We start from the raw sequence: 23003 nt of genomic DNA on the forward strand, positions 1-23003 counted from the left end.
CGGAACCGAGAGGAACCAGGGCGCCCGCGACCGGGCGTCCGCGACCCGAGGAGGCAACGATGGCGTACCAGGAGGCGGACCGCCGCGCCGCGATGTCCGGGGGCGGGCCCCCGGTGGACGAAGCGCGCCACCGCGTACGGCGGTTGCGCACGCTGAAACGGTCCGTGTCCGCCGGTGATCCGCACGCCACCCGGCGGCTGCGCGACAAGGGCCGGCTGACGGTGCGGGAGCGGCTGGACCTGCTGCTGGACCCTGGCTCGTTCCGGGAGATCGAACCGTTGCGCCGCCACCGCGCCACCGGCTTCGGCATGGAGAATCGCCGGCCGCACACCGACGGGGTGGTGACGGGGTGGGGAACGGTGTACGGGCGGCGCGTGTTCGTCTACGCCCACGACTTCCGCCTGTTCGGCGGGACGCTCGGTGAGGCCCACGCCGAGAAGATCCACAAGGTGATGGACCTGGCGCTGGCCGCCGGGGCTCCGCTGGTCTCCCTCAACGACGGGGCGGGCGCCCGCGTTCAGGAGGGGGTGAGCGCGCTGGCCGGCTACGGCGGCATCTTCCGCCGCAACGTCCGCGCCTCGGGCGTGATCCCCCAGATCAGCGTCGTGCTCGGGCCGAGTGCCGGGGGTGCCGCCTACTCCCCGGCGCTGACGGACTTCGTCTTCATGGTGCGCGGCACTTCGCAGATGTTCGTCACCGGCCCGGACGTGGTGCGCGCGGTCACGGGCGAGGACGTCGGCCATGACGGGCTCGGCGGTGCCGACGTGCACGCCGACGTGTCGGGGGTGGCGCACTTCGTGCACGAGGACGAGGAGAGCTGTCTGCAGGACGTGCGCTACCTGCTGACCCTGCTGCCGTCCCACAACCGCGCACTGCCCCCCGACCAACCGTCGCACGACCCCGCCGACCGGCGCTGCGAGGCGCTGCTCGACCTGGTTCCGGCGGACGCGAACCGCTCCTACGACGTCCGGCGGGTGATCGGGGAGGTGGTGGACGACGGTGAGTTCCTGGAGGTGCACGAGCGGTGGGCACCCAACGTGGTGTGCGCGCTGGCCCGGCTGGACGGGCAGGTCGCCGGGTTCGTGGCGAGCCAGCCCGGGCACACCGCCGGGGTGCTGGACATCCACGCCTCCGAGAAGGCGGCCCGGTTCGTGCAGATGTGTGACGCCTTCAGCATCCCGCTGGTCACCCTCGTGGACGTGCCCGGCTTCCTGCCCGGCGTCGAACAGGAGCACGGCGGCATCATCCGGCACGGGGCGAAGCTGCTGTACGCGTACTGCGACGCCACCGTCCCCCGTGTCCAGGTGGTTTTGCGCAAGGCGTACGGCGGCGCCTACATCGTGATGGACTCGCGTTCCGTCGGGACCGACCTGTCCTACGCCTGGCCGGGCAACGAGATCGCCGTGATGGGCGCGGAGGGGGCGGCGAACGTCGTGTTCCGGCGTCGTATCGCCGAGGCGGACGATCCGGAGGCGATGCGGGCGAAGCTGGTGGAGGAGTACCGGCAGGAGCTCATGCACCCCTTCCACGCCGCGGAACGCGGACTGGTCGACGACGTGATCGACCCGGCGGACACCCGGTCCGTGCTCGTCGACGCGCTGCGGATGCTGAGGGACAAGCACGCCGACCTGCCGGCCCGCAAGCACGGGAACCCCCCGCTGTGAGCGGCGAGTCCCCCGCCGGTGACGCCGCCCCCGTGCTCCGCGTCGTGCGGGGCGAACCGGACGCGACCGAACTCGCGGCGCTGGTCGCGGCACTGGCCGGGCGCGGCGTCCCCGGGGCCGGCGGGCCCGTGTCCCACGAGGCCCCGGCGCGTCCGGCGACCTGGCGGCGGGCGGGCGGCGGCTGCTCGCCGCGGTCCTGGCGCCGCGCAGGCCGCGGTTGAACCGGCCCCCGGGGCCGCGCGCCGGGGAGGGACCCGTCGGCATACGCCCGGGGCTCCCTCCGCCGCGGCACGCCTACGGGGTCCCCGCGTGCGCGCACACCCGAAGCCACACGTCGGATGCCGGGCGGGAGGAGCCCGCCGGAGCGGCCTGGGTTCCGGCCCGGCACCGGCTCGATCCGAGGAGGCGACACCATGCGAGTGAGGACAGGGCCGCGTGATGCGGCGGAGCGGAGCGGTGGACACCGTCGCTGGACGGTGCCGCTGCGGCCGGCGCGCACGGACGCGCGGGCCCGCGTCGTGCTGTTCCCGCACGCCGGCGCGGGACCGGCGCCGTACCGGCCGCTCGCGGACCTGCTGCCGGGCGACCTCGACGTGCTGGGCGTACTGCCGCCGGGCCGCGAGCAGCGGGACGCGGAGGCTCCGCGGTACACGCCCGAGGACGCCGTGGCGGGCGTGACCCGGGAACTGGCCGCCTCGACGGCGGATCCGGGCGCGGCGGCACCGCCCACGGTGCTCTACGGGCACAGCCTCGGCTCACTGCTGGCCGTGCTGACGGCAGACGCGGCGGACCGGCCGGTCACCGCGCCCGCGGGAGGCGGTGGTTGCGCCGAGCTGGTGCTGACCTGCGGCATGCCGGGCACCCGCGGCCTGTCGCGTCCCGGAGGCGGGCGGCCGCCGGCCACCCTGACGGCGGTGTTCGCCGGGCACGGACTGCCGGCGGACGCCCTGACGGCTCCGGATCTGACCGCGGAGCGACGCGTCCTGGCGCACGACCTGCTGGTGGCCCACCGCGCGCTGGCGGCGGTCGACCCGGTCAGGCTGCGCCGGCCGGTCACCGTGCTGTCCGGTGCGGACGACCCGCTGGTGCCCGCGGTCACGCTGCCGCTGTGGGCGCCGTTCACCACGGGCCCCTTCCGGGGCCGGGTGGTGGAGGGCGGGCACTTCTTCCCCTTCGCCCCGCAGGGCCGGGACCTGGTGGCCGCGGAGCTGACCGCCGCGGCCCGCCGGGCGGCGGCCGGGTGTCCGTCCCCGGCCGGCCGCTCCCGGAAGGGCGGGCGGGGCATTGCGGTCACGAGGGCCGCCTGACGTCCGCTCGTCCGCTCCCCGGCCGCGGTGGTCTCAGGCCACCGCGGCCAGGTGGCGGCTCAGTTGCTCCTGGCTGGGGGCCTGAGGGGCCTCCAGCACGGTCCGCTGCAGCCGCTGCAGGCGCGGTGAGGGCTCCAGGCCCAGCTCTCCGGCCAGGGCCGACCGCAGTGCGGCGTAGACGTCCAGGGCCTCCCCGCGCCGCCCGGACAGGTAGAGGGCCGTCATCAGCCGCTCGTGCAGCGCCTCGTCGTGGGGGTGCAGCGCGGTCAGGGCGCGCAGTTCGCCGATCACCTCCGAGTACCGGCGCAGTCGCAGGTCGAGGGAGAGGCGGCGGTACAGCACCACGTTGCGGTCCTCCTCCATCCGCAGCAGGTGGGCGGTGAGCACGGGGCCGGCGGGCACGTCCGCCAGCGGCGCGTCACGCCACAACGCCAGGGCCTGGTTCAGCCGCTCCGACGCGGACTCCGTGTCGCCCCGGTCCTCCGCCTCGTCCGCCTCGCGCACCAGCCTGCGGTGTTCCGCGAGATCGCTGTGCTCGACGGCCAGGGCCAGCCGGTACCCGGTCGGCTCGGTGACGAGGAGGCTCTTGGGATCCTCCGGCGAGCCGGCCTCCCGGCAGGCCTGCGCCAGCCGCTTGCGGATCTGCAGCACGTTGTTCTGGATACCGGTCGCGGCGCTGGCCGGCACCGCGTCGTCCCACAGTTCGCGCTCGATGGTGCCGACCTGCGCGACTCTCCCCGGGTTCATCACCAGCATCGCCATCAGCTTGCGCGCCTTGATCGCCGTGGGCACCACGGAGCGGCCGGCGATCGTCACGCGCAGCGGCCCCAGCACTTGGACGTCCACCCGTTGTCTCCTCACGGATCCGTACGCATACCTTCGTACATCGGTGAGTCTGAGTTCATTCATGCATCACAGTACACGAATGCTTGCGACAGCCCGTCTTCCCCCAACTCGACTGCACACGCGCGAATATGACACTCCGTTTGTCACCGTATCGAGATGCTTTCCGGATGCCTCCCCGGGAACCGCACCGAGGGACAGTGCCCTGTAGTCCATCTTTGGACTGCGATACGCACCGGAGGGAGAGACCTCATGACGCAGCCGACCGACTCCTGGATCGCCGTGGTCGGAATGGGTTGCCGTTTCCCGGGAGCGGCGGACGTCGCACAGTTCTGGGAGCTGCTGCGGCGCGGCGAGGACGCGGTCGGCCCCCTGCCCGCGGACCGGCCCGCACTGGAGGAGTGGTCGGCGGGTGCCGCGCCTCCCTATGCCGGCACCGTGCCGGACCTGCTGGCCTTCGACCCAGCCTTCTTCGGCATCTCGCCCCGCGAGGCGCGGTTGATGGACCCTCAGCAGCGACTGCTGCTGCACGTCGTCTGGGAGGCGCTGGAGAGTGCCGGAATACGCCCCTCCACCCTGTCCGGAACCGCCACGGGCGTCTACGTCGGCCAGGCGACCGGCGACTACGCCGACGTCTGCGGCCCGGCCGCCGGCTCGGACGCCGGTGCCATGGCCGGCAGCCGGCTGCGGGCGGTGACGTCGGGACGGCTGTCGTACGCGCTGGATCTGCGCGGACCCAGCCTGACCGTCGACACCGCCTGCTCGTCCTCGCTGGTGGCGGTCCACCTGGCGCGGCTCGGCCTGCTGGCCGGTGAGTGCGATGTCGCCGTCGCCGCCGGGGTCAACGCCATCCTCACCGAGGCGGACGCCGTCGCCTACGCGCGCAGCGGCATGCTCGCCGCCGACGGCCGGTGCAAGTTCGCGGACGCCGACGCGGACGGGTTCGTGCGCAGCGAGGGGGCCGGAGCCGTCCTGCTCAAGCGGCTCGCCGACGCCGTGCGCGACGGCGACGAGGTGCTCGCGGTGATCCGGGGCAGTGCGACGGTCAACGACGGCCGCGGCGGCGAGTCGATGCTTCAGCCGTCGGTCAGCGGCCAGGCGGCGATGATCCGCGCGGCCTGCCGCAGCGCCGCGGTCTCCCCCGGCGACCTGGACTACGCGGAAGCCCACGGCACCGGCACCCGGGTCGGTGACGGCATCGAACTGGGGGCCTGGGCCGAGGTGCTGGACGGACGCGAGGCGCGGCCTCCGCTGACGCTGGGCTCGGTGAAGACCAACATCGGGCACACGGAGGCCGCCGCGGGCATCGCCGGCCTGATCAAGACCGTACTGGTGGCCCGCCACCGCCTGATCCCGGCCAGTCTGCACCTGACCCGGCCCCACCCCCTGCTCGCGGCGGGGGATCTGCCGCTGCGCGTGGCCGACCGGCCGCTCGCACTGACGCCGCGGGGTCCGCACCCCCTGCTGTCGGCCAGTTCCTTCGGGCTCTCCGGCACCAACGCCCAGGTCGTCATCACCGACCTCGCCCCGGCTGCCTCCTCCCCGATGACCGCCGCAGCACCGGCCGCAGCGGCCCTCACCACGCATGCCTCCACGGCGCGGGACACCGCGGCAGCCCCACAGGGCCGGGGCGGGCACCGGGACGCCGCGGCACACGGCCCGGCGGAGCCCGGGTCCCCGGCTTGCGTCCCTGCCGCCGCGCACGACCCGGACCACGGCACCTCCGCCGGCCCGGCGGAGGACCGCGCCCCCGGCCGGGCGCCCGAACTGCTGGTGCTCAGCGCGCGCAGCCGGCGGTCACTGCGCCGGCTGGCCGCACGGTACGCCCGGCACCTCGTCGACGGCGCGGGACGCGGGCAGGCACTGCGCGACGTCTGCTTCAGCGCCGCCGTGCACCGCGACGCCCACCCCCACCGTCTGTGGGCCGTCGCCGCCGACCACGCCGGCATGGCCCGCGTCCTGAACGCCCTGGCCGAGGGCGAGGAGATCCCCGACGGGGGCATGGCGGCCTCTCCCCGGGCGGGCCGGCGCACGGTGGCGTTCGTGTTCCCCGGCCAGGGCGGACAGTGGGCCGGCATGGGGGCGCGCCTGTGGCACCGGGAGCCGGCCTTCCGCGAGACCATGGCCGCCTGTGACGCCGCGGTGGCCGGTGAACTCGGCTGGTCGGTGACCGACCTCGTCACCGCGGACGGCGGCGAACTGCCGGAGGCGGTCGGCCTGGTCCAGCCCGCCCTGTGGGCCATGGAGGTCTCCCTGGCCGCACTGCTGCGGGCCCGAGGCGTCGAGCCGGACGTCTGCCTGGGGCACAGCATGGGCGAGGTGGCCGCCGCGCAGGCCGCGGGAGCCCTCACCCTGCCCGACGCCGCGGCCGTCATCTGCCGCCGCAGCGCCCTCATGGAGCGGGCGGCCGGACGCGGCGGCATGCTGGTCGTCGGCCTGCCGGAGCACGAGGCGGCCGACGCCGTAGCGGACCTGCCGGTGTGCGTGGCAGCCGTCAACTCCCCGTTCGACAGCGTGCTCGCCGGACCTCACGAGGCGCTGCGGAAGGTGTCCGACCGGCTCGAGGCACGGGACGTCTTCTGCCGCGCCGTTCCCGTGGACGTCCCTTCCCACTCCCCCGCCATGGAACCGCTGCGCACCGAACTGGCGCACCGCCTGTCCGGCATCACGCCGCGGCCGGCCACGACCGAGATGTTCTCGACGGTGCGTCGCGCGCCGGTGGCGGGCACGGATCTCGACGGGGACTACTGGGCGGACAACCTGCGCCGGCCCGTGCGGTTCCTGGACAGCGTGCGGGCTCTGGGCGAGCGCGGAGAGACGGTGTTCGTGGAGGTGAGCCCCCATCCGGTACTGCACCAGGCGCTGCGGCGCACCCAGCGGGCGGCGGACGCCGAGGAGACCGTCGTGCCGGTGATGGTGCGCCGTCAGCCGGTGGAGGCACTGGCCGCCCGTGCGGCCGGACGCGTCTTCGCCTTCGGCGGCCGGGTGGACTGGCGGCGCTGGTACGCCGACGGCGGCCGCCGGGTCCCCCTGCCCTCCTACGCCTGGGACGCGGAGGAGTTCGGCCCGCCCGTGACCGCTTCACGGCCCGCTCCGGACCGGGGCGTCCCACGGCGACGCCGCAGCCGTGACGTCGCGTTGGCCGCGCTCGGCGTGGAGCGGGCGGGCGCAGGCGTCCACTGGGGCGACCCCGCACCGCTGCCCCCGACATTCGCCCTGGACGCCGCCGCACGGGCCGCGGGCGACGCCCTCGGCCGGACGGCGAACGGGTGGACGACCCTGGAGGACGTCCGGCTGTGCGCGCCGCCGCCTCCTCTGGCCGCCGTCGCGGACGCGGCCCTGCGCGTGGTACTGCAGGACGCGCCCGGCGCCCGCGGGCCGGCGTTCCAGGTCGCCGTGGCGCCCGACGGCCGACCCTGTGCCCGGCCACGGCCCGACGAGGACGGGACGGAGGCGGGGGCCGGCCCGGACACCGATGTCTTCGTGACCGGTCGCGTCACCGCCGCCTCCGGCCCGGGTGACGACGTCCCACCGCTCGACGGGGCGCTGGACGGACTGGCGCGGTACTGCCCCGAGCACCTCACCGGGGACGCCTTCTACCACCGGACGGCCGGCCTGGGGTGCCGTGTCGACGCCCCCCTGCGTCTGGTGGAACGCCTGTGGCTGGGGCGGGACCGGGCCATCGCCCAAATGCGGTTGCCGCACGGGCCGGACGCCGCCGGCCTGGAGGCCGCCCTGCTGACGGTGCTCACGGTGTGCCCGGCGGACGGACCGGGGCGCTTCCTGCCGACCGGCTTCGACCGCGTACGGCTGAGGTCCGGCGGCGGGGGTCCCGCCTGGGCCGTGGTGCGGCGGCAGGCGGGCGACGACCCCCCGGACGCCGCCGGGGCGTGCTGCGCCCTGTATCTGTACGGCGGCGACGGAGAACCGTGGGCGGCCTTCGAGGGCATCCGGCTGCGGCGCGCGGTCCACGCCGGCGACGTCCCGCACACGGCGCCGTCGCGGCCACCGGCGTCCGGCAACCGGCCGGCGGCGGACACCGCGGACACGGTCCTGCGCCTGGTCGCCCTGGTGCTCGGCACGACCGTCGACCGTCTGGACGCCCGGTGCTCGCTGCGCGACCTGGGCATGGACTCCCTGCTCGCCACCGAACTGGCCACGCGGCTCACCCGCGCCCTGGGCCGGCGTGTCCATCCCCGCCGCCTGCTGGCGGAGCGCGACGTCTCCCGGCTCGTCGAGGGGCTGTCCCAGGAGGCGAGCGTCACGTCCGCCGCGAACGCACCGTCCGGCACCGAAGCAGCCGACGCGGCCGACGTAGCCGAAATGGGTCTTGTTGATCTATGACTGCGGGTCAAAAATAGACTCTAGTCCGGACACAGCCGTCGAGAAGCAGGGGAGCCCATGTCCGCCACCCAGTCAGCCCGGCCCCTGGGGCGCCGCGAACGCAGTAAGCAGAGGGTCAGGGACGCCATCTACTCCGCCGCGCTCTCGCTGTTCGCCGAACAGGGTTACGACCGCACCACCATCGACCAGATCACCGAGCAGGCCGACGTCGCCCGCGGCACCTTCTTCAACTACTTCCAGCGCAAGGAAGATCTCGTCACCGCCTGGGCCGAGGACCGCGCCCAGCGACTGGAGGCCTGCATGGAGGAGACACTGCACTCCGGCCAGGACGACGTCACCGTCCACCTGACCCGGTGCGTCACCGCCCTCGCGGAGTTCAACGAGGCCGAACTCGCCTACGCCCCCGCCATGGTGGAGGCGTGGGTGAAGGCCGGCCGTCCGCTGACCGAGGAGCCGTACACCGGCCGGATCTTCGCGCGCATCATCGAGGAGGGCCGCCGGCAGGGGCAGATCTCCACCGACGTCGACCCGCTGCGCGTGGGCAACCTGCTGCGCGATTCCTACCTGGGCGCGCTCTACCGCTGGTCCCGCGACCCCGCGGCGGCGGCTCCCCTGCACACCGAACTGCGCGAGCTGCTGCGGATCGTCCTGGACGGCGTACTGGCCCACTCCCGTGTCATCCCCTCCCCCACCAGAAGGGGCGACACGTGACGGCGGCGGTACGCCCGGCCGGGCGGCGCCCGCGCCTTCGTGCCTCAACGCCCTGACGGCTCCGGCTCGGCCTGCCGCGGCCTGGCGGCCGCGTCCCCGGCCGGCCCGGGCGCGGCGAACTGCGTGCGGTACAGCTCGGCGTACCTGCCGCCGGCCGCGAGGAGTTCGTCGTGCGTGCCGCGTTCCACGATCCGGCCCGCCTCGACGACCAGGATCTGGTCGGCCGCCCGGACCGTGGACAGCCGGTGGGCGATCACGATGGCCGTCCTGCCCTCCAGGGCCTCGGTGAGCGCTTCCTGGACGGCCGCCTCGGAGGTGTTGTCGAGGTGTGCGGTGGCCTCGTCGAGGATGACGACGCGCTGGCGGGCCAGCAGCAGCCGGGCGATGGTCATGCGCTGGCGTTCGCCGCCGGAGAGGCGGTAGCCGCGCTCGCCGACCACGGTGTCGAGGCCGTCGGGCAGGGACCGTACGAGGTCGTCGAGGCGGGCGCGGCGCAGCGCGTCCCACAGCTCGGTGTCGGTGGCCTCCGGGCGGGCCAGCAACAGGTTGGCGCGGACGGTGTCGTGGAAGAGGTGGCCGTCCTGGGTGACCATGCCGAGGGTGTCGCGCAGTGACCGGGCGGTGAGGTCGCGGACGTCGACCCCGCCGATCCGTACGGCGCCGGCGTCGGTGTCGTACAGGCGCGGCAGCAGCTGGGCGATGGTCGACTTGCCGGCGCCGGAGGAGCCGACGAGCGCGATCGTCCGGCCCGGTTCGGCGCGGAAGGAGAGTCCGTGCAGAACCTCGTCACCGCCGCGGGTGTCCAGGGAGGCGACCTCTTCGAGGGAGGCCAGGGAGACCTTGTCGGCGGACGGGTAGCCGAAGCGGACGTCGTCGAACTCGACGGCGACCGGGCCGTCGGGGACGGGGCGGGCGTCGGGCTTCTCGGCGATCAGCGGGGTCAGGTCCAGCACCTCGAAGACCCGCTCGAAGCTGACGAGGGCGCTCATCACCTCGACGCGGGCCCCGGCGAGCGCGGTGAGCGGCGCGTACAGGCGGGTGAGCAGCAGCGCGAGGGCGACGACGGCGCCCGGGTCCAGGGTGCCGCGCAGGGCGAACCAGCCGCCGAGGCCGTAGACGACGGCCAGGGCCAGGGCGGAGACCAGGGTGAGCGCGGTGATGAACGCGGCCTGGGCGGTGGCGGTGCGCACGCCGATGTCCGCGACGCGGCGGGCGCGGGCGGCGAATTCCGCGGACTCCTCCTCCGGGCGGCCGAACAGCTTGATGAGCGTGGCGCCGGGCGCGGAGAAGCGCTCGGTCATCCGGGTGCCCATCGCGGCGTTCAGGGTGGCGGCCTCGCGCTGCATCCGGGCCATGCGGCGGCCCATGCGGCGGGCGGGGAGCACGAACACCGGCAGCAGCACCAGCGCGACGAGGGTGATCTGCCAGGACAGGGTGAGCATGACGGCGAGGGTCAGCAGCAGGGTGACCAGATTGCTGACCACCCCGGACAGGGTGTTGCTGAAGGCGCGCTGGGCGCCGATGACGTCGTTGTTGAGACGGGAGACCAGCGCTCCCGTACGAGTACGTGTGAAGAACGCCACCGGCATGCGCTGCACATGATCGAACACAGCCGTCCGCAGGTCGAGGATGAGTCCCTCCCCGAGCGTCGCCGACAGCCTGCGGGAGAGGATGCCGAGCGCCGCCTCGGCGACCGCGATCACCGCGATCAGCAGGGCCAGGCGGACGACCGTGCTCTCGTCGCCGCCGGTCACGATGGCGTTCACGACCTTTCCGGCCAGCACGGGGGTGGCGACGGCGAAGAGAGCGGTCGCCACCCCGAGCAGCACGAACCAGGTGATGCGGCGGCGGTGCGGGCGGGCGAAGGCGCCGATGCGGCGCAGGGTGGCGCGGGCAAAGGGACGGCGTTCCTGCTCGGCGTTCATCACGCTGTGCAGCTGCGTCCAGGCGGTGGTCTCCATGCTCATGCGGATGACGGTATGACCTCGAGCTTCCTTGAGGTCAAGGACGGCGTGCCCGCGATCCGTAAGCCCGCGTCCGCGCGCCGGTCATCCGCAGTTGGCGCGGCTCGGGGAACGTCTTGTGATGTGACAGCGGTACGCCGTCCCGAGACGCCCCTTTCCGGCCGTGTCCCGACCGTCGGGCGCGGCCGTGCCGGCCTGCACGGCCGGGCCCGTCCGGTCCGGCGGCTCGTCTGTGTCCTTCCGCTGCTGCTGGTCACCGTGGTGGCGGTGCGGCACCGGTCGGTGCTCGCCGAGGGTTTCGGCCGGCTCTCCGACGCCGAGGGGCCCTGGCTGCTGTCGGCGGCCGGCGTGACGTGTCTGACCTGGGTGGCCGCCGCCTGCACCCGGCAGGGTGCGGTGGTGGAGCGGCTGCCGTCGGGGCGGCTGCTCGCCACCCAGTTCGCGGCGGGCGCGGCCAACCATCTGCTGCCGACGGGGCTGGGCGCGAGCGCGGTCAACCTGCGGTTCATGACGGTGTGCGGGCTTCCTCTCGCCCGTTCGTCCGCCGCCCTCGCCCTGTATCTGCTGGCGGAGAGCGCCGGGCGGCTGGCCCTGCTGGGCGGCCTGCTGCTCGCGTTCCCCGGCGCGCTGCGGCTGGGCACGCTGCTGCCCGAGGGGGCCGTCGGCCCGCTGCTGCTCGCCGCGGGGACGGTGCCGGTCGTGGCGGCGGGTGCGCTGGTGCTGGTGCGGCGGCTGCGGACGGCCCTGGTCTCCTTCTTGCGGACGGCGCTCGGCGAGGCCCGCTCGGTGCACGCCCGCCCGGCGCGGGCGCTCGCGCTGTGGGGCGGCGCGCTGGCCTTCCCCGCGCTGCAGGCGACCGCGCTGGTGCTGGTCGGCCGGGCGCTGGGGCTCGGGGTGCCGCCCGGGCACATGGCGGTGGCGTACCTGGCGGCGACCGTCGCGGTCGCGCTGGTGCCCACGCCGGGCGGCATCGGCTCGGTGGAGGCGGCGCTGGTCGTGGCGCTGGTGGCGGCGGGCGGCCCGGCGGCCGTGGCCACGGCGGTGGTCCTCGCCTTCCGCGTCATCACCGTGTGGCTGCCGCTGCTGCCGGGAGCGCTGACCCTGGCGGTGCTGGTGCGGACGAAGGTGCTCTGAGAGCGGCGCCCTCGGGCCCTGTGGTGGTGGTCAGCCGGGTGTCCGAGGAAGGTACCGGTGACGGCATCCGGTGCGGTGGACCCCCTGCAGATGCGGTGATGCGGAGCATGCCGTCCGGGGGTTCTCCCTACCCTGCGCGGGCCCGCTCGCCGGAGCCCGGACAGGCCCACTGACCGGATGGATCAGTTCCTCTTGATCGCGGAGGCTGGGCACGTCGCACCTGCTCGATCGATCGGAGAACCAGTGTTCAGCTTGACGTCCTCGCGCCGCACGGTGGCGCGCACCGCCGCGGTGGTCCTGACGGGAGCGGCGTGCGCCGCTCTCATGGCCGGCAGCGCCGAAGCCATCGTCAACGGGGAGGATTCCACGCAGCGTTACCCGTCCATGGTGTCGATCCCGGTGACGGGTGTGGACGACCCCGCGTTCAAGGGTGTCTGCGGGGGATCGTTGATCGACCCGAAGTGGGTGCTCACGGCTGCCCACTGCGTGGACCCGACGCTTGTCACCCTGGACGGCACCGTCCGGATCGGCAGTGCGTGGAAGACGTCCGGGGGCACGGTCCGGTCGGTCGCGAAGACGGTGTCCCACCCGGGCTACCGGAACGGCGACGGCACCGGCCCCAACCGCGACGACCTCGCTCTGATCCGCCTGGACCGCCCGGTCGCCGAGAAGCCCCTCCGCATCGCCGACAAGCCGGGGCGGCCCGGCACCCCGACCCGGATCCTGGGCTTCGGCACCATCGTCGACGTACCCGACCTCGACGGATGGGTCTTCCCCGAGCGGCTCCAGGAACTCGACACGCGCAGGGGCGCCGACTCCGAGTGCGCGCCGGGCTACGCGGACCGCACCCGCCTGTGCACGATCAGCCGGGTGCCCAAGGCCATGGCGTGCAACGGCGACTCGGGTGGCCCCCAGCTCCAGCGGGGCCGGACGGGGCGCTGGGAACTCATCGGCGTCACCTCGGGCCCCGGTGCCCCGGGCGTGCGCTGCAGCGAGGGTCCGGGGCTCTACACCAGCGCGCCCGCCTACGCGGGCTGGATCCACCAGGCGACGGTCCGCAACGGCTGATCCGGGACACCGGCACGGTGCCCGTGCCGCTCGCCGCACCGCAGGCACGGGCACCGGGGCAAAGGGCATCACTGACCACGCACGTCACCGCGCCCTGTGACCGGTACCACCATTGAAACCCCAGATTAATTCATATTTAATGGCTGCGCTTGCCGCTTCCGGCTACGTCCCCGGCCTGTCCCGGGCCCCAGGAAGGAACTTCGATGAGCACAGCCCCCGGCGCGCCGACGGTGCCGCGCAGCGCGCTGCCCCGGGTGGAGCGCATAGGCATCCCCCGCCCCCTGATGTGGGGATATGTCGCCGTACTGATCTTCATGATCGGCGACGGTGTCGAGTCCAACTACCTGGAGCCGTACCTGCGCGACGGCGGCTTCACCTCGTCCGGCGCGGGACTCGTCATCAGCGTCTACGGCGCCTTCGTCGCCCTCGGATCCTGGCTCTCCGGCGCCCTGTCCAACCTGTGGGGACCGCGCCGCGTGATGCGGATCGGGGCGGTGCTCTGGATCGTCTTCGAGGTCCTCTTCCTCACGGTGGCCCTCCCCAGCCACAACCAGCTGCTCGTCTACGTCTTCTACGGACTGCGGGGCATCGCGTATCCCCTCTTCGCCTACGCGTTCCTCCTGTGGATCCAGCTCACGGCGCGCAGGGAACTGCGCGGGTCCGCCGCCGGCTGGTTCTGGTTCGCCTACAGCGCGGGACTGCCGACCATCGGTTCGGCGATCGCCGCCGTCAGCATTCCGCTGGTCGGTGCCTACTCCACCTTCTGGCTCTCCCTGGTGCTGGTCGTGCTCGGCGCGGCGATCGGTTCCTTCGCCGTGAAGGAGGCCCGCGGGACGCGGCCCATGGTCGACACCACGGCCCCGGACTTCTCCCTGCGGTCCGAACTGCTGCGCGGTGTCAGCGTGCTGAAGCGCCACCCGCGCATCGGCATCGCCGCGGTGGTCCGGATGATCAACACGACGCCCTACTTCGGGTTCTTCGTGTTCCTGCCGTCGTTCTTCACCGACGACATCGGCATCAGCGAGTCGAAGTACCTGGCCCTGGTCACCTTCATGGGCGTCATCGGCATCCTCGCCGACCCCTTCTTCGGCCGGTTGAGCGACAGGCTGGGCTGGCGCGACACCATCGCCTGGGCCGGCGGTGTGGGCTGTGCGCTCGGCGTGGCGCTCGTCTACTGGGTGCCGCAGATGGCGCCGGGCAACTACGCGGTGGCGCTGCTGGCCACGGTCGTCTACGGAATCATGCTCGCCGGCTACATCCCGCTGTCCGCGCTGCTGCCGTCCCTGGTGCCCGAGGAGGACAAGGGCAACGCCATGGGCATCTACAGCCTCGCCGCCGGACTCTCCACCTTCGTCGGACCGCTGACGTACTCCGTCGTCGACCCCCTCGTGGGCCACACCGGCGTCGTCATCGTCTACATCGGCATGTACCTGGCCGGCGCCCTGCTCACCTGGCGCTACCTGGACGTCCCCGAGGACCCCGGTTCGCGCCCGGCCCGTGGTGCCGTCCCGGCGGCGCCCGCCTCCCTCAAGGACCTCCAGTCCTCCTGACCCGGCCCGGTCCCCCACCGGCCCGCGCACACACGCGCGCAGCACCGAACCACGAGGAACACCATGAGCACAGACACCAGCACCGCCACGATGACGGGCGCCTTCCTGCCCGGCGACGGAACCGTCGACCTGCGCGCGACGCCCCGCCCCCGGCCCGGCCACGGTCAGGTCGTCCTGCGCACCCGGGCCTCAGGGATCTGCGGCAGCGACATCCACTACATCTACAACGGCCACATCGGCGAGGGCGGCGCCCGGTACGACAACGTCGTGGCCGGTCACGAGCCGGCCGGCGAGGTCGTCGAGGTCGGTCCCGGCTGCAAGCGGCTCAAGCCCGGTGACCGTGTCGCCGTCTATCACATCTCCGGCTGCGGCCAGTGCGACGAGTGCGCGCGCGGCTACTTCATCGGCTGCACCTCCGAGGCTCGCGCCGCCTACGGGTGGCAGCGCGACGGAGGCCACGCTCCCTATCTCCTCGCCGAGGAGAACACCTGCGTCCCGCTGCCCGAGCCGCTGACCTACGTCGACGGCGCGTTCATCGCCTGCGGCATCGGCACCGTCTACGAGGCGCTCACCCGCATCGCCCTCAGCGGTGCGGACCGCCTGCTCGTCACCGGGCTCGGCCCGGTCGGCGCCGCCGCCGCACTGGTCGCGCGGGCCTTCGGCGTGCGGACCGTGTACGGCGCCGAGGTCGTCCCGGAGCGGATGGAGTGGGCCCGTTCCCTGGGACTGTTCGACGAGGTGCTCGACTCCTCCGCCGAGCCGCTGGAGCGGATCGGGGAGCTGACCGACGGCACCGGGGTGGAGGCGGCCGTCGACTGCTCCGGTCATCCGGCAGCCCGTTCCCTCGCCCTGAAGGCCCTGCGGGTGCGCGGCCGACTGGCTCTCGTCGGCGAGGGCGGACAGATGACGCTGGACGTCTCGGACGACGTCCTGCACAAGCAGATCGTCATCTCCGGGTCCTGGGTCACCTCCGTACAGGGCATGACCCGGCTGGCCGAACTGCTGGCCCGGCAGGAACTGCACCCCGAGCGCCTGGTCAGCGACCGGTTCCCGCTCGCCGAGGCCGATCACGCCTACAAGGCCGCCGCGGGCCGCGCCGCGGGAAAGGTCTGCCTCGTCTTCGAGGACTGACGAACCCGGCCGGCCGCCGTCCCTCTCCCGCACGACCGGACGGCAGTGGTTCACCCCCTGCCGTCCGGTCCGTTTCCTCCGAGGAGCACGTCTGTGAGCAGTACCCCCGCCCACCGGGCCGACCGAGGCCTCGTCCGCGTCGTCCGCCGGGCTCGTGCCGGGCACGAGATCGTGGAGGTGGACAATGGCCTGCTCCGCCTGGTTCTCGCGCCCGCGCTGGGCGGGCGCATCCTGTCCGCGGTCCGTGACGGACGGGAGTTCCTGTACCGGAACCCGGCCCTCCTCGACGAGGCGCTCAACGCCCGGGACCCACGGGCCGTGGGCCCGCACGACGGGCCGATGTCCGCCTGGCGCAACTGGGGCGGCGACAAGACCTGGCCGGCTCCGCAGGGCTGGTCCGGGCCCGGCGAATGGGCGGGGCCCCCGGACCCCGTACTGGACTCGGGACCGTACGCGTACGCCGTGGACGTGGCGGACGACGGTTCGCGCGCCGCCATCACCCTCACCAGTGGTGACGACCCGCGCACCGGGCTGCGGCTGACGCGCGGGATCGTCCTGGAGGCCGGCCGGGCCGACTTCGCGCTGCGGCTGAGCGCGCGGAACGTCTCGGCACAGAGTGTGCGCTGGGCGCTCTGGAACGTCACCCAGTTGCCGGGACACCCGGCCCGGCAGCCGGGCGACGGTGTCTGGCTGGGTACGGCCGGATCGGGCGCGCCGGACACCGTGGACCTGGTCGCGGGCACCGGACGGCCCCGCGTCGAGCGCAGAGGCGATGTCCTGCACGTCCCGGCACAGGACGTCGTCGGCAAGGTCGGCTTCCCCGACGCGGCCGGGTGGATCGCCCATGTGGGCCCGGCCGGTACCTGGACCTACCGCTTCCCTGTCGACCCCACCGCCCCGTACACCGACGGCGGTTCGCGGGCCGAGGTCTGGATGGAACACCCGCTGGACGCGCCGCTGGAGCACCTCGGCGGGCTGCGGCCGAGCCACCGGGTCGTGGAGTGCGAGGCGCTCGGCCCCTGCCGCGAGCTGGCTCCCGGGGAGTCGGCCCACCTCGACGGCACGATGTCGCTCGGTCCCCGTCTCGGCGCGGTGAACTCGGTGGGCCGGCACGCCTGGTGGAGCGAGCCGCTCACGTTCGCCGAGGGAACGCTGACCGGCGTGTGCGTGCCGTCGGGCAGCGGTCCGGCCGGCCTCCTGCTGCTGGACGCGGACGGCCGCGTACTCCGTCGGCAGGAGCTCGGCGCCTGTGCGGCGGGCGCGCCCCTGGCCCTGGACCACGCGGTGCCGGCCGGCCGCGACGCCGTGCGTCTGGAGGTGCGCTGTGGGCGGGACCTGCTGGGATCGGTCGCGGTGACGGCCGACTGACCTCCCTCACACGTCTGTGCCCGGCACCGTGGCAGACCACGGTGCCGGGCACAGGCGTGCGGGGCGCAGGCCGGTCAGGTCGCCGTGGACCCGTAGGCGGCCGCCGGCGGGCCGGGCACGTCGACCCGGGCCCGGAACACCGCTCCGTCGAGCGGCCCGGGCGAGGGGAGACCCACCCGGGCCGTGGTGACGTGGAGGGTGCGTCCGTCGTCGCCGCCGAGGCAGACGCCCGCGGGCTGGGCCACCGGAAGGCGCAGTACGGTCTCCACCGCGCCGTCGGGCAGATACCGGCGGACCTCGCCCGCGCCCCAGACCGCCATCCACAGGGCGCCTTCGGCGTCGACGGTCATGCCGTCGGGGCTGCCGTCGTCGACCCGCGCGAACTCCTCGCCCGCGTCGAGGTCACCGTCGCGCGGATCCACGCGGTAGCGGCGTACGACACCGCGGGCGCTGTCCGCCAGGTACATCGTGGTGCCGTCACGGTCGAACGCGGGTCCGTTCGGGATCGTGAGGCCGTCGAGGACCCGGGTGACCGTGCCGTCGGGGTCGGTCCGGTACAGGGAGCCGGCGCCGGGTGTCCCGTCGTAGGCCATGCTCCCGGCCCAGAAGCGGCCGTGCGGGTCGGCGCATCCGTCGTTCATGCGCATCGCCCTCGACGCGTCCCGCTCGGGCTCGGCCAGCCACTCGGGGGCCGTGCCGGGGGTGAGCAGGCAGATGCCGGTGCCGGCCGCCGCGATCCAGGTGCCGGGCTGGCTCGCGACCGGGGCCACCGCGCCGAGCGGCACGTCCAGGCGGGCAAGGGACCGCAGGGGGGCGGCGCCGTCGCCGTCCGGGGTGAGCAGGCGGCCGGTGAGGATGTCGACGCAGACGAGCCGGCCGTCGGCCCAGCGGATGCCCTCGCCGAGTTCCAGGCGGTCCGGTGCGCCCAGGGGCGTCGGATCGGTCATGGTGCGGCACTCCCGGTGGTCGTGGACGGTCAGCGGATCGTGGTGCCCGGAGCGGCGGCGAGCAGGCCCAGTTCGTCACGGCGGGGCAGCCCCTCCCAGTCGCCGTCCGAGGCGACGGCGAAGGCCCCGAGCGTGTTGGCGCGGTCGAGGCGTCCGTCCGGGGGCAGTCCGTCGAGCAGACCGGAGAGGTATCCGGCGCAGAACGCGTCACCCGCGCCCACCGTGTCCCGTACGGGCACTCGCAGGGCGGAAACCGTGTGCCGGGAGCCGTCCCGGTCACGGAAGGCGGCTCCCTCTCCCCCGCGCTTGACGACCACTTCGCGCACTCCGGCGTCCAGCAGTGCGTCGACGGCCCGCTCCTCCCCCTCGGGCCGCTCGGCGAAGGCACGGGTCACCACGGGCAATTCGTCGTCCGAGGCGATCAGGACGGTGATGTGCTCCAGCAGGGGGAGCAGTGCCCGGCCCGCCTTCTCGGCCGGCCAGAGCCGCTGCCGGTGGTTGACGTCCAGGGTGACCGTCCAGCCATGGGTGTGCGCGTGGGCGGCGGCCTCGCGCACCGCCTCCAGCGGGCCCGGGCCGAGGGCACAGGTGATGCCGGTCAGGTGCAGGACGCGGGCGCCGGCGCCGAGAGCGGGCGCCAGGTCGGTGGGGGTGAGCAGCGAGGCGGCCGAGTCTCCGCGCCAGTAGTGGACCCGCACCAGGTCGGCGACCCGGCGCTCCCGGAGCAGGCCTCCGGTGGGCGCCTTCGGGTGGACACCGGCGTGGTCGGTGTCGACGCCCTCGCCCCTGAGCGTGCGCAGGATCAGGCGGCCGGGCTCGTCGTCGCCGACCAGCCCCGCCCAGGAGGCACGGTGGCCCAGCCGGGCCAGGCCGATGGCCACGTTGGACTCGGCCCCGGCGACGGTGGTCCGCGCCTGGGCGCCGACGGCGAGCGGTCCGGGCAGCTGTGCGGCGAGCATGGTCTCGCCGAACGTGAGGACGTCGGCGGCCACGGTTCCCGGAGCGGTGGTCATGCCTCCTCCCGCTGCGCTTCGTGGGCGCAGAGCGCGACGAACCGGCGTGCCCGGGCGCGCAGGGCGTCCGGATCACCCCCGTGCGCGGCGTCGCCCACCAGGGGCGAGCCGACGCCGACCGCTACCGCGCCGTGGGCGAGGTACTGCTCGGCGCTGGTGAGGTCGACTCCGCCGACCGGCACGAAGGGCAGGTCGGGGAAGGGATCACGCAGGGCCTTCAGGTAGGCGGGGCCGCCGATCGAGGCGGGGAAGAGCTTGACGGCGTCGGCCCCGGCCCGGCGGGCGGCGACGGCCTCGGTCGGGGTGAGGGCGCCGGCCAGGACCGGCAGGCCGACGCGGACCGAGGCCGCCACCGACTCGGTGAGCGCGGGGGTCACGATCCAGCGCGCGCCCGCTTCCCGGGCGCGGGCGACGTCGTCCTCGGTCAGCACGGTGCCCGCCCCGATGTGGGCCGAGGGGCCGGCCTCGGCGACGGCCCGGCGGATGACACCGAGGGCGTCGGCGGTGTTGAGGGAGACCTCGACGAGGGCCACGCCTTCGTCGAGCAGGGTCAGGACCGTGCGCAGCGCGGCATCGGCGTCCGAGCCGCGCACGATGGCGGCCAGCCGGGTGCGCCGCAGCACGGCGGAGAAGGGTTCGGCGTTCACGGTGTGCGGGAGTTCCATGTTCACGTCCGGGAGGGTCGGGGTCGGGCGGGGGTCACCATTCGGCGAAGGAACCGTCGGTGTGCCGCCATACCGGGTTGCGCCAGTCGGCGACGCTGTTGTCGGCGGCGCGGACCGCCTTCTCGTCCACCTCGACGCCGAGGCCGGGGGCCGCGGTCCGCAGCAGGTGACCGTCGTGGAAGTGCAGCGGCGTGGTGTCGACCAGGTAGTCCAGCGGACCGGCGCCCACGTTGTAGTGGATGCCGATGCTCTGCTCCTGGATGAGGAAGTTCGGCGTGCTGAAGGCGATCTGGAGGCTGGCGGCGAGCGAGACGGGGCCCAGCGGGCAGTGCGGCGCGAGGAGCACGTCGAAGGTCTCGGCGAGCGCGGCGATCCGGCGGACTTCGGAGATGCCGCCGGCGTGGGACAGGTCGGGCTGGACGACCGCCACCCCGGCGGTCAGGGCGGGGAGCACGTCGGTGCGCGAGTAGAGGCGTTCCCCGGTCGCCAGCGGCACCGGAGAAGCCCTGACCAGGTCGCACAGCCGGTGGGTGTACTCGGGGAGTACGGGCTCCTCGACGAACAGCGGGTTGTACGCGGCGAGATGCGGGAGCACCTTGGCCGCGTTGGCGGCCGTGAACCGGCCGTGGAAGTCGACGGCGAAGTCCTTGTCGTCGCCGAGTGCCTCGCGCGCGGCGGCGGCCCGGGAGACGACTTCGTCGATCTCCCGGGTGGTCGCCAGCCGGTTCATGCGCCCGGAGGCGTTCATCTTCACCGCGGTGAAACCGGCCTCCACCTGCTCGCTCACGGCCTCGGCGATCTGGGCGGGTTCGTCCCCGCCGACCCAGGTGTAGGCCCGCACGCGGTCGCGCACCGGGCCGCCGAGCAGCTGGTGCACCGGCGCGCCGTAGGTCTTCCCCGCGATGTCCCAGAGCGCCTGGTCCAGTCCGGCGACGGCGCTGGAGAGGACCGGGCCGCCGCGGTAGAACGACCCCTTGGTCATGGTCTGCCAGTGGTCCTCGATCCGCAGCGGGTCCCGCCCCACGAGGAGTTCGGACAGTTCGTGCACGGCGGCGCGGACGGTGGCGGCGCGGCCCTCGACCACCGGCTCGCCCCAGCCGACGACGCCGTCGTCGGTCTCGACGCGGCACAGCAGCCAGCGGGGCGGCACGGCGAAGGTCTCGACGCGGGTGATCTTCATGCTTCTCCTTGGTGCGGCCGGGCACCGCCGGCCGGTCGGGGTGCCGGACACGGGCGCCCACCGCGGGCGGCGCGATTCAGGAAGAGGTCTTGTAGGCACTCCAGCCGCCATCGACGACCAGCGAGGCGCCGGTGACGAAAGAGGCGTCGTCGCTCAGCAGGAAAGCCGTGGCCCCGGCGACCTCTTCGGGACGGCCGAGCCGTCCGGCGACGGTCTGCTCCGCGCTGCGCTGCCGGTCCTCCTCGCCGATCCCGTCCCAGGCCCGGGTGAGCACAGGTCCGGGCAGCAGCGCGTTGACCCGTACGTCGGGCCCGTACTCGACGGCCAACTGGCGGGCCAGTCCGGTGAGTCCGGCCTTGGCGGAGGCGTAGGCGGGGCGGCCCGGCAGTCCGACGAGGGCGTGCACCGAGGAAACCAGCACGGCGCTGCCGCGGGTGGCGCGCAGATCGTCCAGGCAGGCACGGAAGCCGAGGAAAGCGCCGGTCAGCGTGACACCGAGCTGCTGGTTCCACTGGTCGAGCGTGGTGTCGTGGGCGGGGGCGACGCGCACGGCGTAGGCATTGGAGACGAGAGCCGAGACGGGCCCGTAGGCCCTGCGAACGGCGTCCAGCGCCGCGGCCCAGGACGCTTCGTCGCTCACGTCGGTCGAGTGGAACATCGCCTCCCCGCCGGCGTCCCGGATGGCGCGGGCCGTGCGCTCGCCTTCCGTCGAGTCGATGTCGGCGACGAGGACGCGGGCTCCCTCGCCCGCGAGCCGTCGGGCGATCGCGGCTCCGATCCCCCCGGCCGCTCCGGTGACCACGGCGACGTGCCCGTCGAAGCGAGGCACTGTCCCGGACGGCTGCGGATTCGTGGACGGCATGGGCGGCTCCGAAGACTGCGGTGCGGACGGGTCGGGTCTCGTGCGGCCGGTGAGCAAGGACCCACCGCCACCGATATTAAATATGAATTATCGAGGGAGGCCAAGACACCCCCTGAGGCGCCCGTCACAGGGGAAAGGTCTCGCCGCCGTGTCAGCGGGCCTCGCGGTGAGCGGTGCGGTCCGCCGGGCCCACCGTCCGCCCGGTGAGCTGGTCGAGGTCCTCGACCGCCTTCGCCAGCAGGTCGAGCATGGCGAGTTCGGCACGGGCCGCGTCACCGTCGCGCACGGCGTCGAGGACCGCACGATGGCTGGGCACGGGGTCGTCGACGGAGGCATGGGCATGGACGAGACGGTCCCGCTCCCGCAGGCCCGGCTCCAGCAGCATGTCCATGCGGGCCAGCATCTCGTTTCCGGTGGCCGCCAGAAGCGCGCGGTGGAATGCCGCGTCGGCCTCGGCCGCGTCGGACGAGTCCGCCCGAGCCCGCCCCATGAGGCCGAGCGCCGCCTCCAGGGCCTCGAGGTCGGCGTCCGTCCTGTGCAGGGCGGCACGGTGGGCGGCAGCGGGCTCGATGATCGAGCGGACATCGGCGAGGTCCCGCATCAGCTCCTCACCGGCTCCCCCCTCGACGCGCCACCGGATGACGTCCGCGTCGAGGAGGTTCCAGTGCTTGCGCTCCCTGACGAACGTGCCCCGCTTCTGCCGTGCGTCGACGAGTCCCTTGCCGGCCAGGACCTTCAGGGACTCGCGCATGACGGTCAGACTGACGTCCAGCTCCTCCCCCAGCGCCCGCACGTCCAGCGTGGTGCCCTCGGGCACGGCGCCGCCCACGATGCGCGCTCCGAGCGACTGGACCACCTGTCCGTGCACGCCGCGGGTGCTGTAGGCCGCCATGCCGCCATCTCCTTGACATCGGGCGCACCTGAGGCGCGCGGGGGTGGGCGCCGCGGGCGCGAACGCGGGCCCATGGTAACGCCACGTATTAATTACTAATACATCTGACAGTGCTGTGAGCAGCGCGGTCGGGCCGTATCGCTCCAGCGCTCTCTCGCCGAGTACCGGCGACAGGCCGGCACCTGGCGGTGCCCGGGCGCCCCGTCGGTGCGGACGCCCCTGCGGGATACGGCAGGATGAGCCCTCGCGCCGGTCGAACTCCCTTGCGGGCCGGTGCGATCGCACAGATGAGAATCGAGCAGGTGACAGGTGACGAGTAAGCACATCCGCCCGTCGGTCAGCGGCTTCGCCGCTGCCGCA

General features: G+C 74.0%; 18 protein-coding genes. 10 read left to right on the plus strand and 8 right to left on the minus strand.

Annotated elements, in window-relative coordinates; genetic code table 11:
* Nucleotides 1-92 precede the first annotated feature (92 nt).
* The 3 genes from ACIRG6_RS13425 to ACIRG6_RS13435 all read left to right on the plus strand — a co-directional run bounded on the left by ACIRG6_RS13425 (nucleotide 93) and on the right by ACIRG6_RS13435 (nucleotide 2971).
* Nucleotides 93-1664, plus strand: coding sequence for an acyl-CoA carboxylase subunit beta (locus tag ACIRG6_RS13425; protein ID WP_403323113.1), 1572 nt, complete (start codon nucleotides 93-95; stop codon nucleotides 1662-1664).
* Complete coding sequence (locus tag ACIRG6_RS13430; RefSeq protein WP_364821901.1) at nucleotides 1661-1885, plus strand: acyl-CoA carboxylase epsilon subunit; 225 nt, start codon at nucleotides 1661-1663, stop codon at nucleotides 1883-1885. Before ACIRG6_RS13425 ends, ACIRG6_RS13430 begins: the two co-directional genes overlap by 4 nt.
* 192 nt (nucleotides 1886-2077) lie before the next feature.
* Nucleotides 2078-2971, plus strand: a complete 894-nt coding sequence (locus ACIRG6_RS13435; RefSeq protein WP_403322541.1) for a thioesterase II family protein — start codon at nucleotides 2078-2080, stop codon at nucleotides 2969-2971.
* Between the two features lie 33 nt (nucleotides 2972-3004).
* Here ACIRG6_RS13435 and ACIRG6_RS13440 read toward each other — a convergent pair whose 3' ends face one another.
* On the minus strand, nucleotides 3005-3817 hold the full coding sequence (locus ACIRG6_RS13440) for an AfsR/SARP family transcriptional regulator (protein ID WP_350720297.1): 813 nt from the start codon (nucleotides 3815-3817) through the stop codon (nucleotides 3005-3007).
* Nucleotides 3818-4066: 249 nt separating this feature from the next.
* On the opposite strand from ACIRG6_RS13440, the gene ACIRG6_RS13445 reads away from it, so the two are divergent.
* Together ACIRG6_RS13445 and ACIRG6_RS13450 are read left to right on the plus strand one after the other, a co-directional pair.
* Nucleotides 4067-8158, plus strand: coding sequence for a type I polyketide synthase (locus ACIRG6_RS13445; protein ID WP_403322544.1), 4092 nt, complete (start codon nucleotides 4067-4069; stop codon nucleotides 8156-8158).
* Nucleotides 8159-8215: 57 nt separating this feature from the next.
* On the plus strand, nucleotides 8216-8869 hold the full coding sequence (locus ACIRG6_RS13450) for a TetR/AcrR family transcriptional regulator (protein WP_351135445.1): 654 nt from the start codon (nucleotides 8216-8218) through the stop codon (nucleotides 8867-8869).
* A 44-nt stretch (nucleotides 8870-8913) separates the two neighbouring features.
* Here the strand turns inward: ACIRG6_RS13450 and ACIRG6_RS13455 are convergent, their stop codons facing one another.
* Nucleotides 8914-10830 carry an ABC transporter ATP-binding protein gene (locus ACIRG6_RS13455; protein ID WP_403323116.1) on the minus strand — a complete coding sequence of 639 codons (1917 nt, stop codon included), beginning with the start codon at nucleotides 10828-10830 and terminating at the stop codon, nucleotides 8914-8916.
* Between the two features lie 126 nt (nucleotides 10831-10956).
* Here ACIRG6_RS13455 and ACIRG6_RS13460 point away from each other — a divergent pair, with 126 nt between their 5' ends.
* The 5 genes from ACIRG6_RS13460 to ACIRG6_RS13480 all read left to right on the plus strand — a co-directional run bounded on the left by ACIRG6_RS13460 (nucleotide 10957) and on the right by ACIRG6_RS13480 (nucleotide 17084).
* A complete protein-coding gene (locus ACIRG6_RS13460) occupies nucleotides 10957-11967 on the plus strand; it encodes a lysylphosphatidylglycerol synthase transmembrane domain-containing protein (RefSeq protein WP_403322546.1) in 1011 nt (336 codons plus the stop codon).
* A gap of 243 nt (nucleotides 11968-12210) precedes the next feature.
* On the plus strand, nucleotides 12211-13035 hold the full coding sequence (locus ACIRG6_RS13465; RefSeq protein ID WP_403322549.1) for a S1 family peptidase: 825 nt from the start codon (nucleotides 12211-12213) through the stop codon (nucleotides 13033-13035).
* A 203-nt stretch (nucleotides 13036-13238) separates the two neighbouring features.
* Nucleotides 13239-14585, plus strand: a complete 1347-nt coding sequence (locus ACIRG6_RS13470; RefSeq protein WP_403322550.1) for an MFS transporter — start codon at nucleotides 13239-13241, stop codon at nucleotides 14583-14585.
* A gap of 63 nt (nucleotides 14586-14648) precedes the next feature.
* On the plus strand, nucleotides 14649-15716 hold the full coding sequence (locus ACIRG6_RS13475; RefSeq protein ID WP_364821912.1) for a zinc-dependent alcohol dehydrogenase family protein: 1068 nt from the start codon (nucleotides 14649-14651) through the stop codon (nucleotides 15714-15716).
* A 93-nt stretch (nucleotides 15717-15809) separates the two neighbouring features.
* Entirely contained in the window at nucleotides 15810-17084 is a 1275-nt protein-coding gene (locus ACIRG6_RS13480; protein ID WP_403322552.1) for a DUF4380 domain-containing protein, read from the plus strand.
* A 74-nt stretch (nucleotides 17085-17158) separates the two neighbouring features.
* On the opposite strand, the gene ACIRG6_RS13485 is transcribed toward ACIRG6_RS13480, so the two are convergent.
* The 6 genes from ACIRG6_RS13485 to ACIRG6_RS13510 form a co-directional block, all read right to left on the minus strand.
* Nucleotides 17159-18031 carry an SMP-30/gluconolactonase/LRE family protein gene (locus ACIRG6_RS13485; RefSeq protein ID WP_365023665.1) on the minus strand — a complete coding sequence of 291 codons (873 nt, stop codon included), beginning with the start codon at nucleotides 18029-18031 and terminating at the stop codon, nucleotides 17159-17161.
* 29 nt (nucleotides 18032-18060) lie between these two features.
* Nucleotides 18061-19044 carry a sugar kinase gene (locus ACIRG6_RS13490; protein ID WP_403322554.1) on the minus strand — a complete coding sequence of 328 codons (984 nt, stop codon included), beginning with the start codon at nucleotides 19042-19044 and terminating at the stop codon, nucleotides 18061-18063.
* Nucleotides 19041-19709: a bifunctional 4-hydroxy-2-oxoglutarate aldolase/2-dehydro-3-deoxy-phosphogluconate aldolase gene (locus tag ACIRG6_RS13495; protein WP_364822020.1), complete on the minus strand. Its 669-nt coding sequence runs from the start codon at nucleotides 19707-19709 to the stop codon at nucleotides 19041-19043. Before ACIRG6_RS13495 ends, ACIRG6_RS13490 begins: the two co-directional genes overlap by 4 nt.
* Nucleotides 19710-19743: 34 nt before the next feature.
* Complete coding sequence (dgoD, locus tag ACIRG6_RS13500; protein ID WP_403322555.1) at nucleotides 19744-20889, minus strand: galactonate dehydratase; 1146 nt, start codon at nucleotides 20887-20889, stop codon at nucleotides 19744-19746.
* A gap of 76 nt (nucleotides 20890-20965) precedes the next feature.
* Nucleotides 20966-21751 (minus strand): SDR family NAD(P)-dependent oxidoreductase, encoded by a 786-nt coding sequence (locus ACIRG6_RS13505; RefSeq protein ID WP_403322557.1) that lies wholly within the window; start codon nucleotides 21749-21751, stop codon nucleotides 20966-20968.
* 151 nt (nucleotides 21752-21902) lie between these two features.
* Complete coding sequence (locus tag ACIRG6_RS13510) at nucleotides 21903-22643, minus strand: FadR/GntR family transcriptional regulator (RefSeq protein ID WP_364681375.1); 741 nt, start codon at nucleotides 22641-22643, stop codon at nucleotides 21903-21905.
* Nucleotides 22644-23003: the final 360 nt, after the last annotated feature.

The organism is Streptomyces flaveolus, assembly GCF_044765825.1.
Taxonomy (GTDB): Bacteria; Actinomycetota; Actinomycetes; order Streptomycetales; family Streptomycetaceae; genus Streptomyces; species Streptomyces flaveolus.

Excerpts from the sequence above, each read along its gene's own strand:
- ACIRG6_RS13425 (WP_403323113.1), top strand. The coding sequence starts at position 93 with ATGTCCGGGGGCGGGCCCCCGGTGGACGAAGCGCGCCACCGCGTACGG.
- ACIRG6_RS13435 (WP_403322541.1), top strand. The coding sequence starts at position 2,078 with ATGCGAGTGAGGACAGGGCCGCGTGATGCGGCGGAGCGGAGCGGTGGA.
- ACIRG6_RS13445 (WP_403322544.1), top strand. The coding sequence starts at position 4,067 with ATGACGCAGCCGACCGACTCCTGGATCGCCGTGGTCGGAATGGGTTGC.
- ACIRG6_RS13450 (WP_351135445.1), top strand. The coding sequence starts at position 8,216 with ATGTCCGCCACCCAGTCAGCCCGGCCCCTGGGGCGCCGCGAACGCAGT.
- ACIRG6_RS13455 (WP_403323116.1), bottom strand. The coding sequence starts at position 10,830 with ATGGAGACCACCGCCTGGACGCAGCTGCACAGCGTGATGAACGCCGAG.
- ACIRG6_RS13470 (WP_403322550.1), top strand. The coding sequence starts at position 13,239 with ATGAGCACAGCCCCCGGCGCGCCGACGGTGCCGCGCAGCGCGCTGCCC.
- ACIRG6_RS13475 (WP_364821912.1), top strand. The coding sequence starts at position 14,649 with ATGAGCACAGACACCAGCACCGCCACGATGACGGGCGCCTTCCTGCCC.
- ACIRG6_RS13485 (WP_365023665.1), bottom strand. The coding sequence starts at position 18,031 with ATGACCGATCCGACGCCCCTGGGCGCACCGGACCGCCTGGAACTCGGC.
- ACIRG6_RS13490 (WP_403322554.1), bottom strand. The coding sequence starts at position 19,044 with ATGACCACCGCTCCGGGAACCGTGGCCGCCGACGTCCTCACGTTCGGC.
- ACIRG6_RS13495 (WP_364822020.1), bottom strand. The coding sequence starts at position 19,709 with ATGGAACTCCCGCACACCGTGAACGCCGAACCCTTCTCCGCCGTGCTG.
- dgoD (WP_403322555.1), bottom strand. The coding sequence starts at position 20,889 with ATGAAGATCACCCGCGTCGAGACCTTCGCCGTGCCGCCCCGCTGGCTG.
- ACIRG6_RS13505 (WP_403322557.1), bottom strand. The coding sequence starts at position 21,751 with ATGCCGTCCACGAATCCGCAGCCGTCCGGGACAGTGCCTCGCTTCGAC.
- ACIRG6_RS13510 (WP_364681375.1), bottom strand. The coding sequence starts at position 22,643 with ATGGCGGCCTACAGCACCCGCGGCGTGCACGGACAGGTGGTCCAGTCG.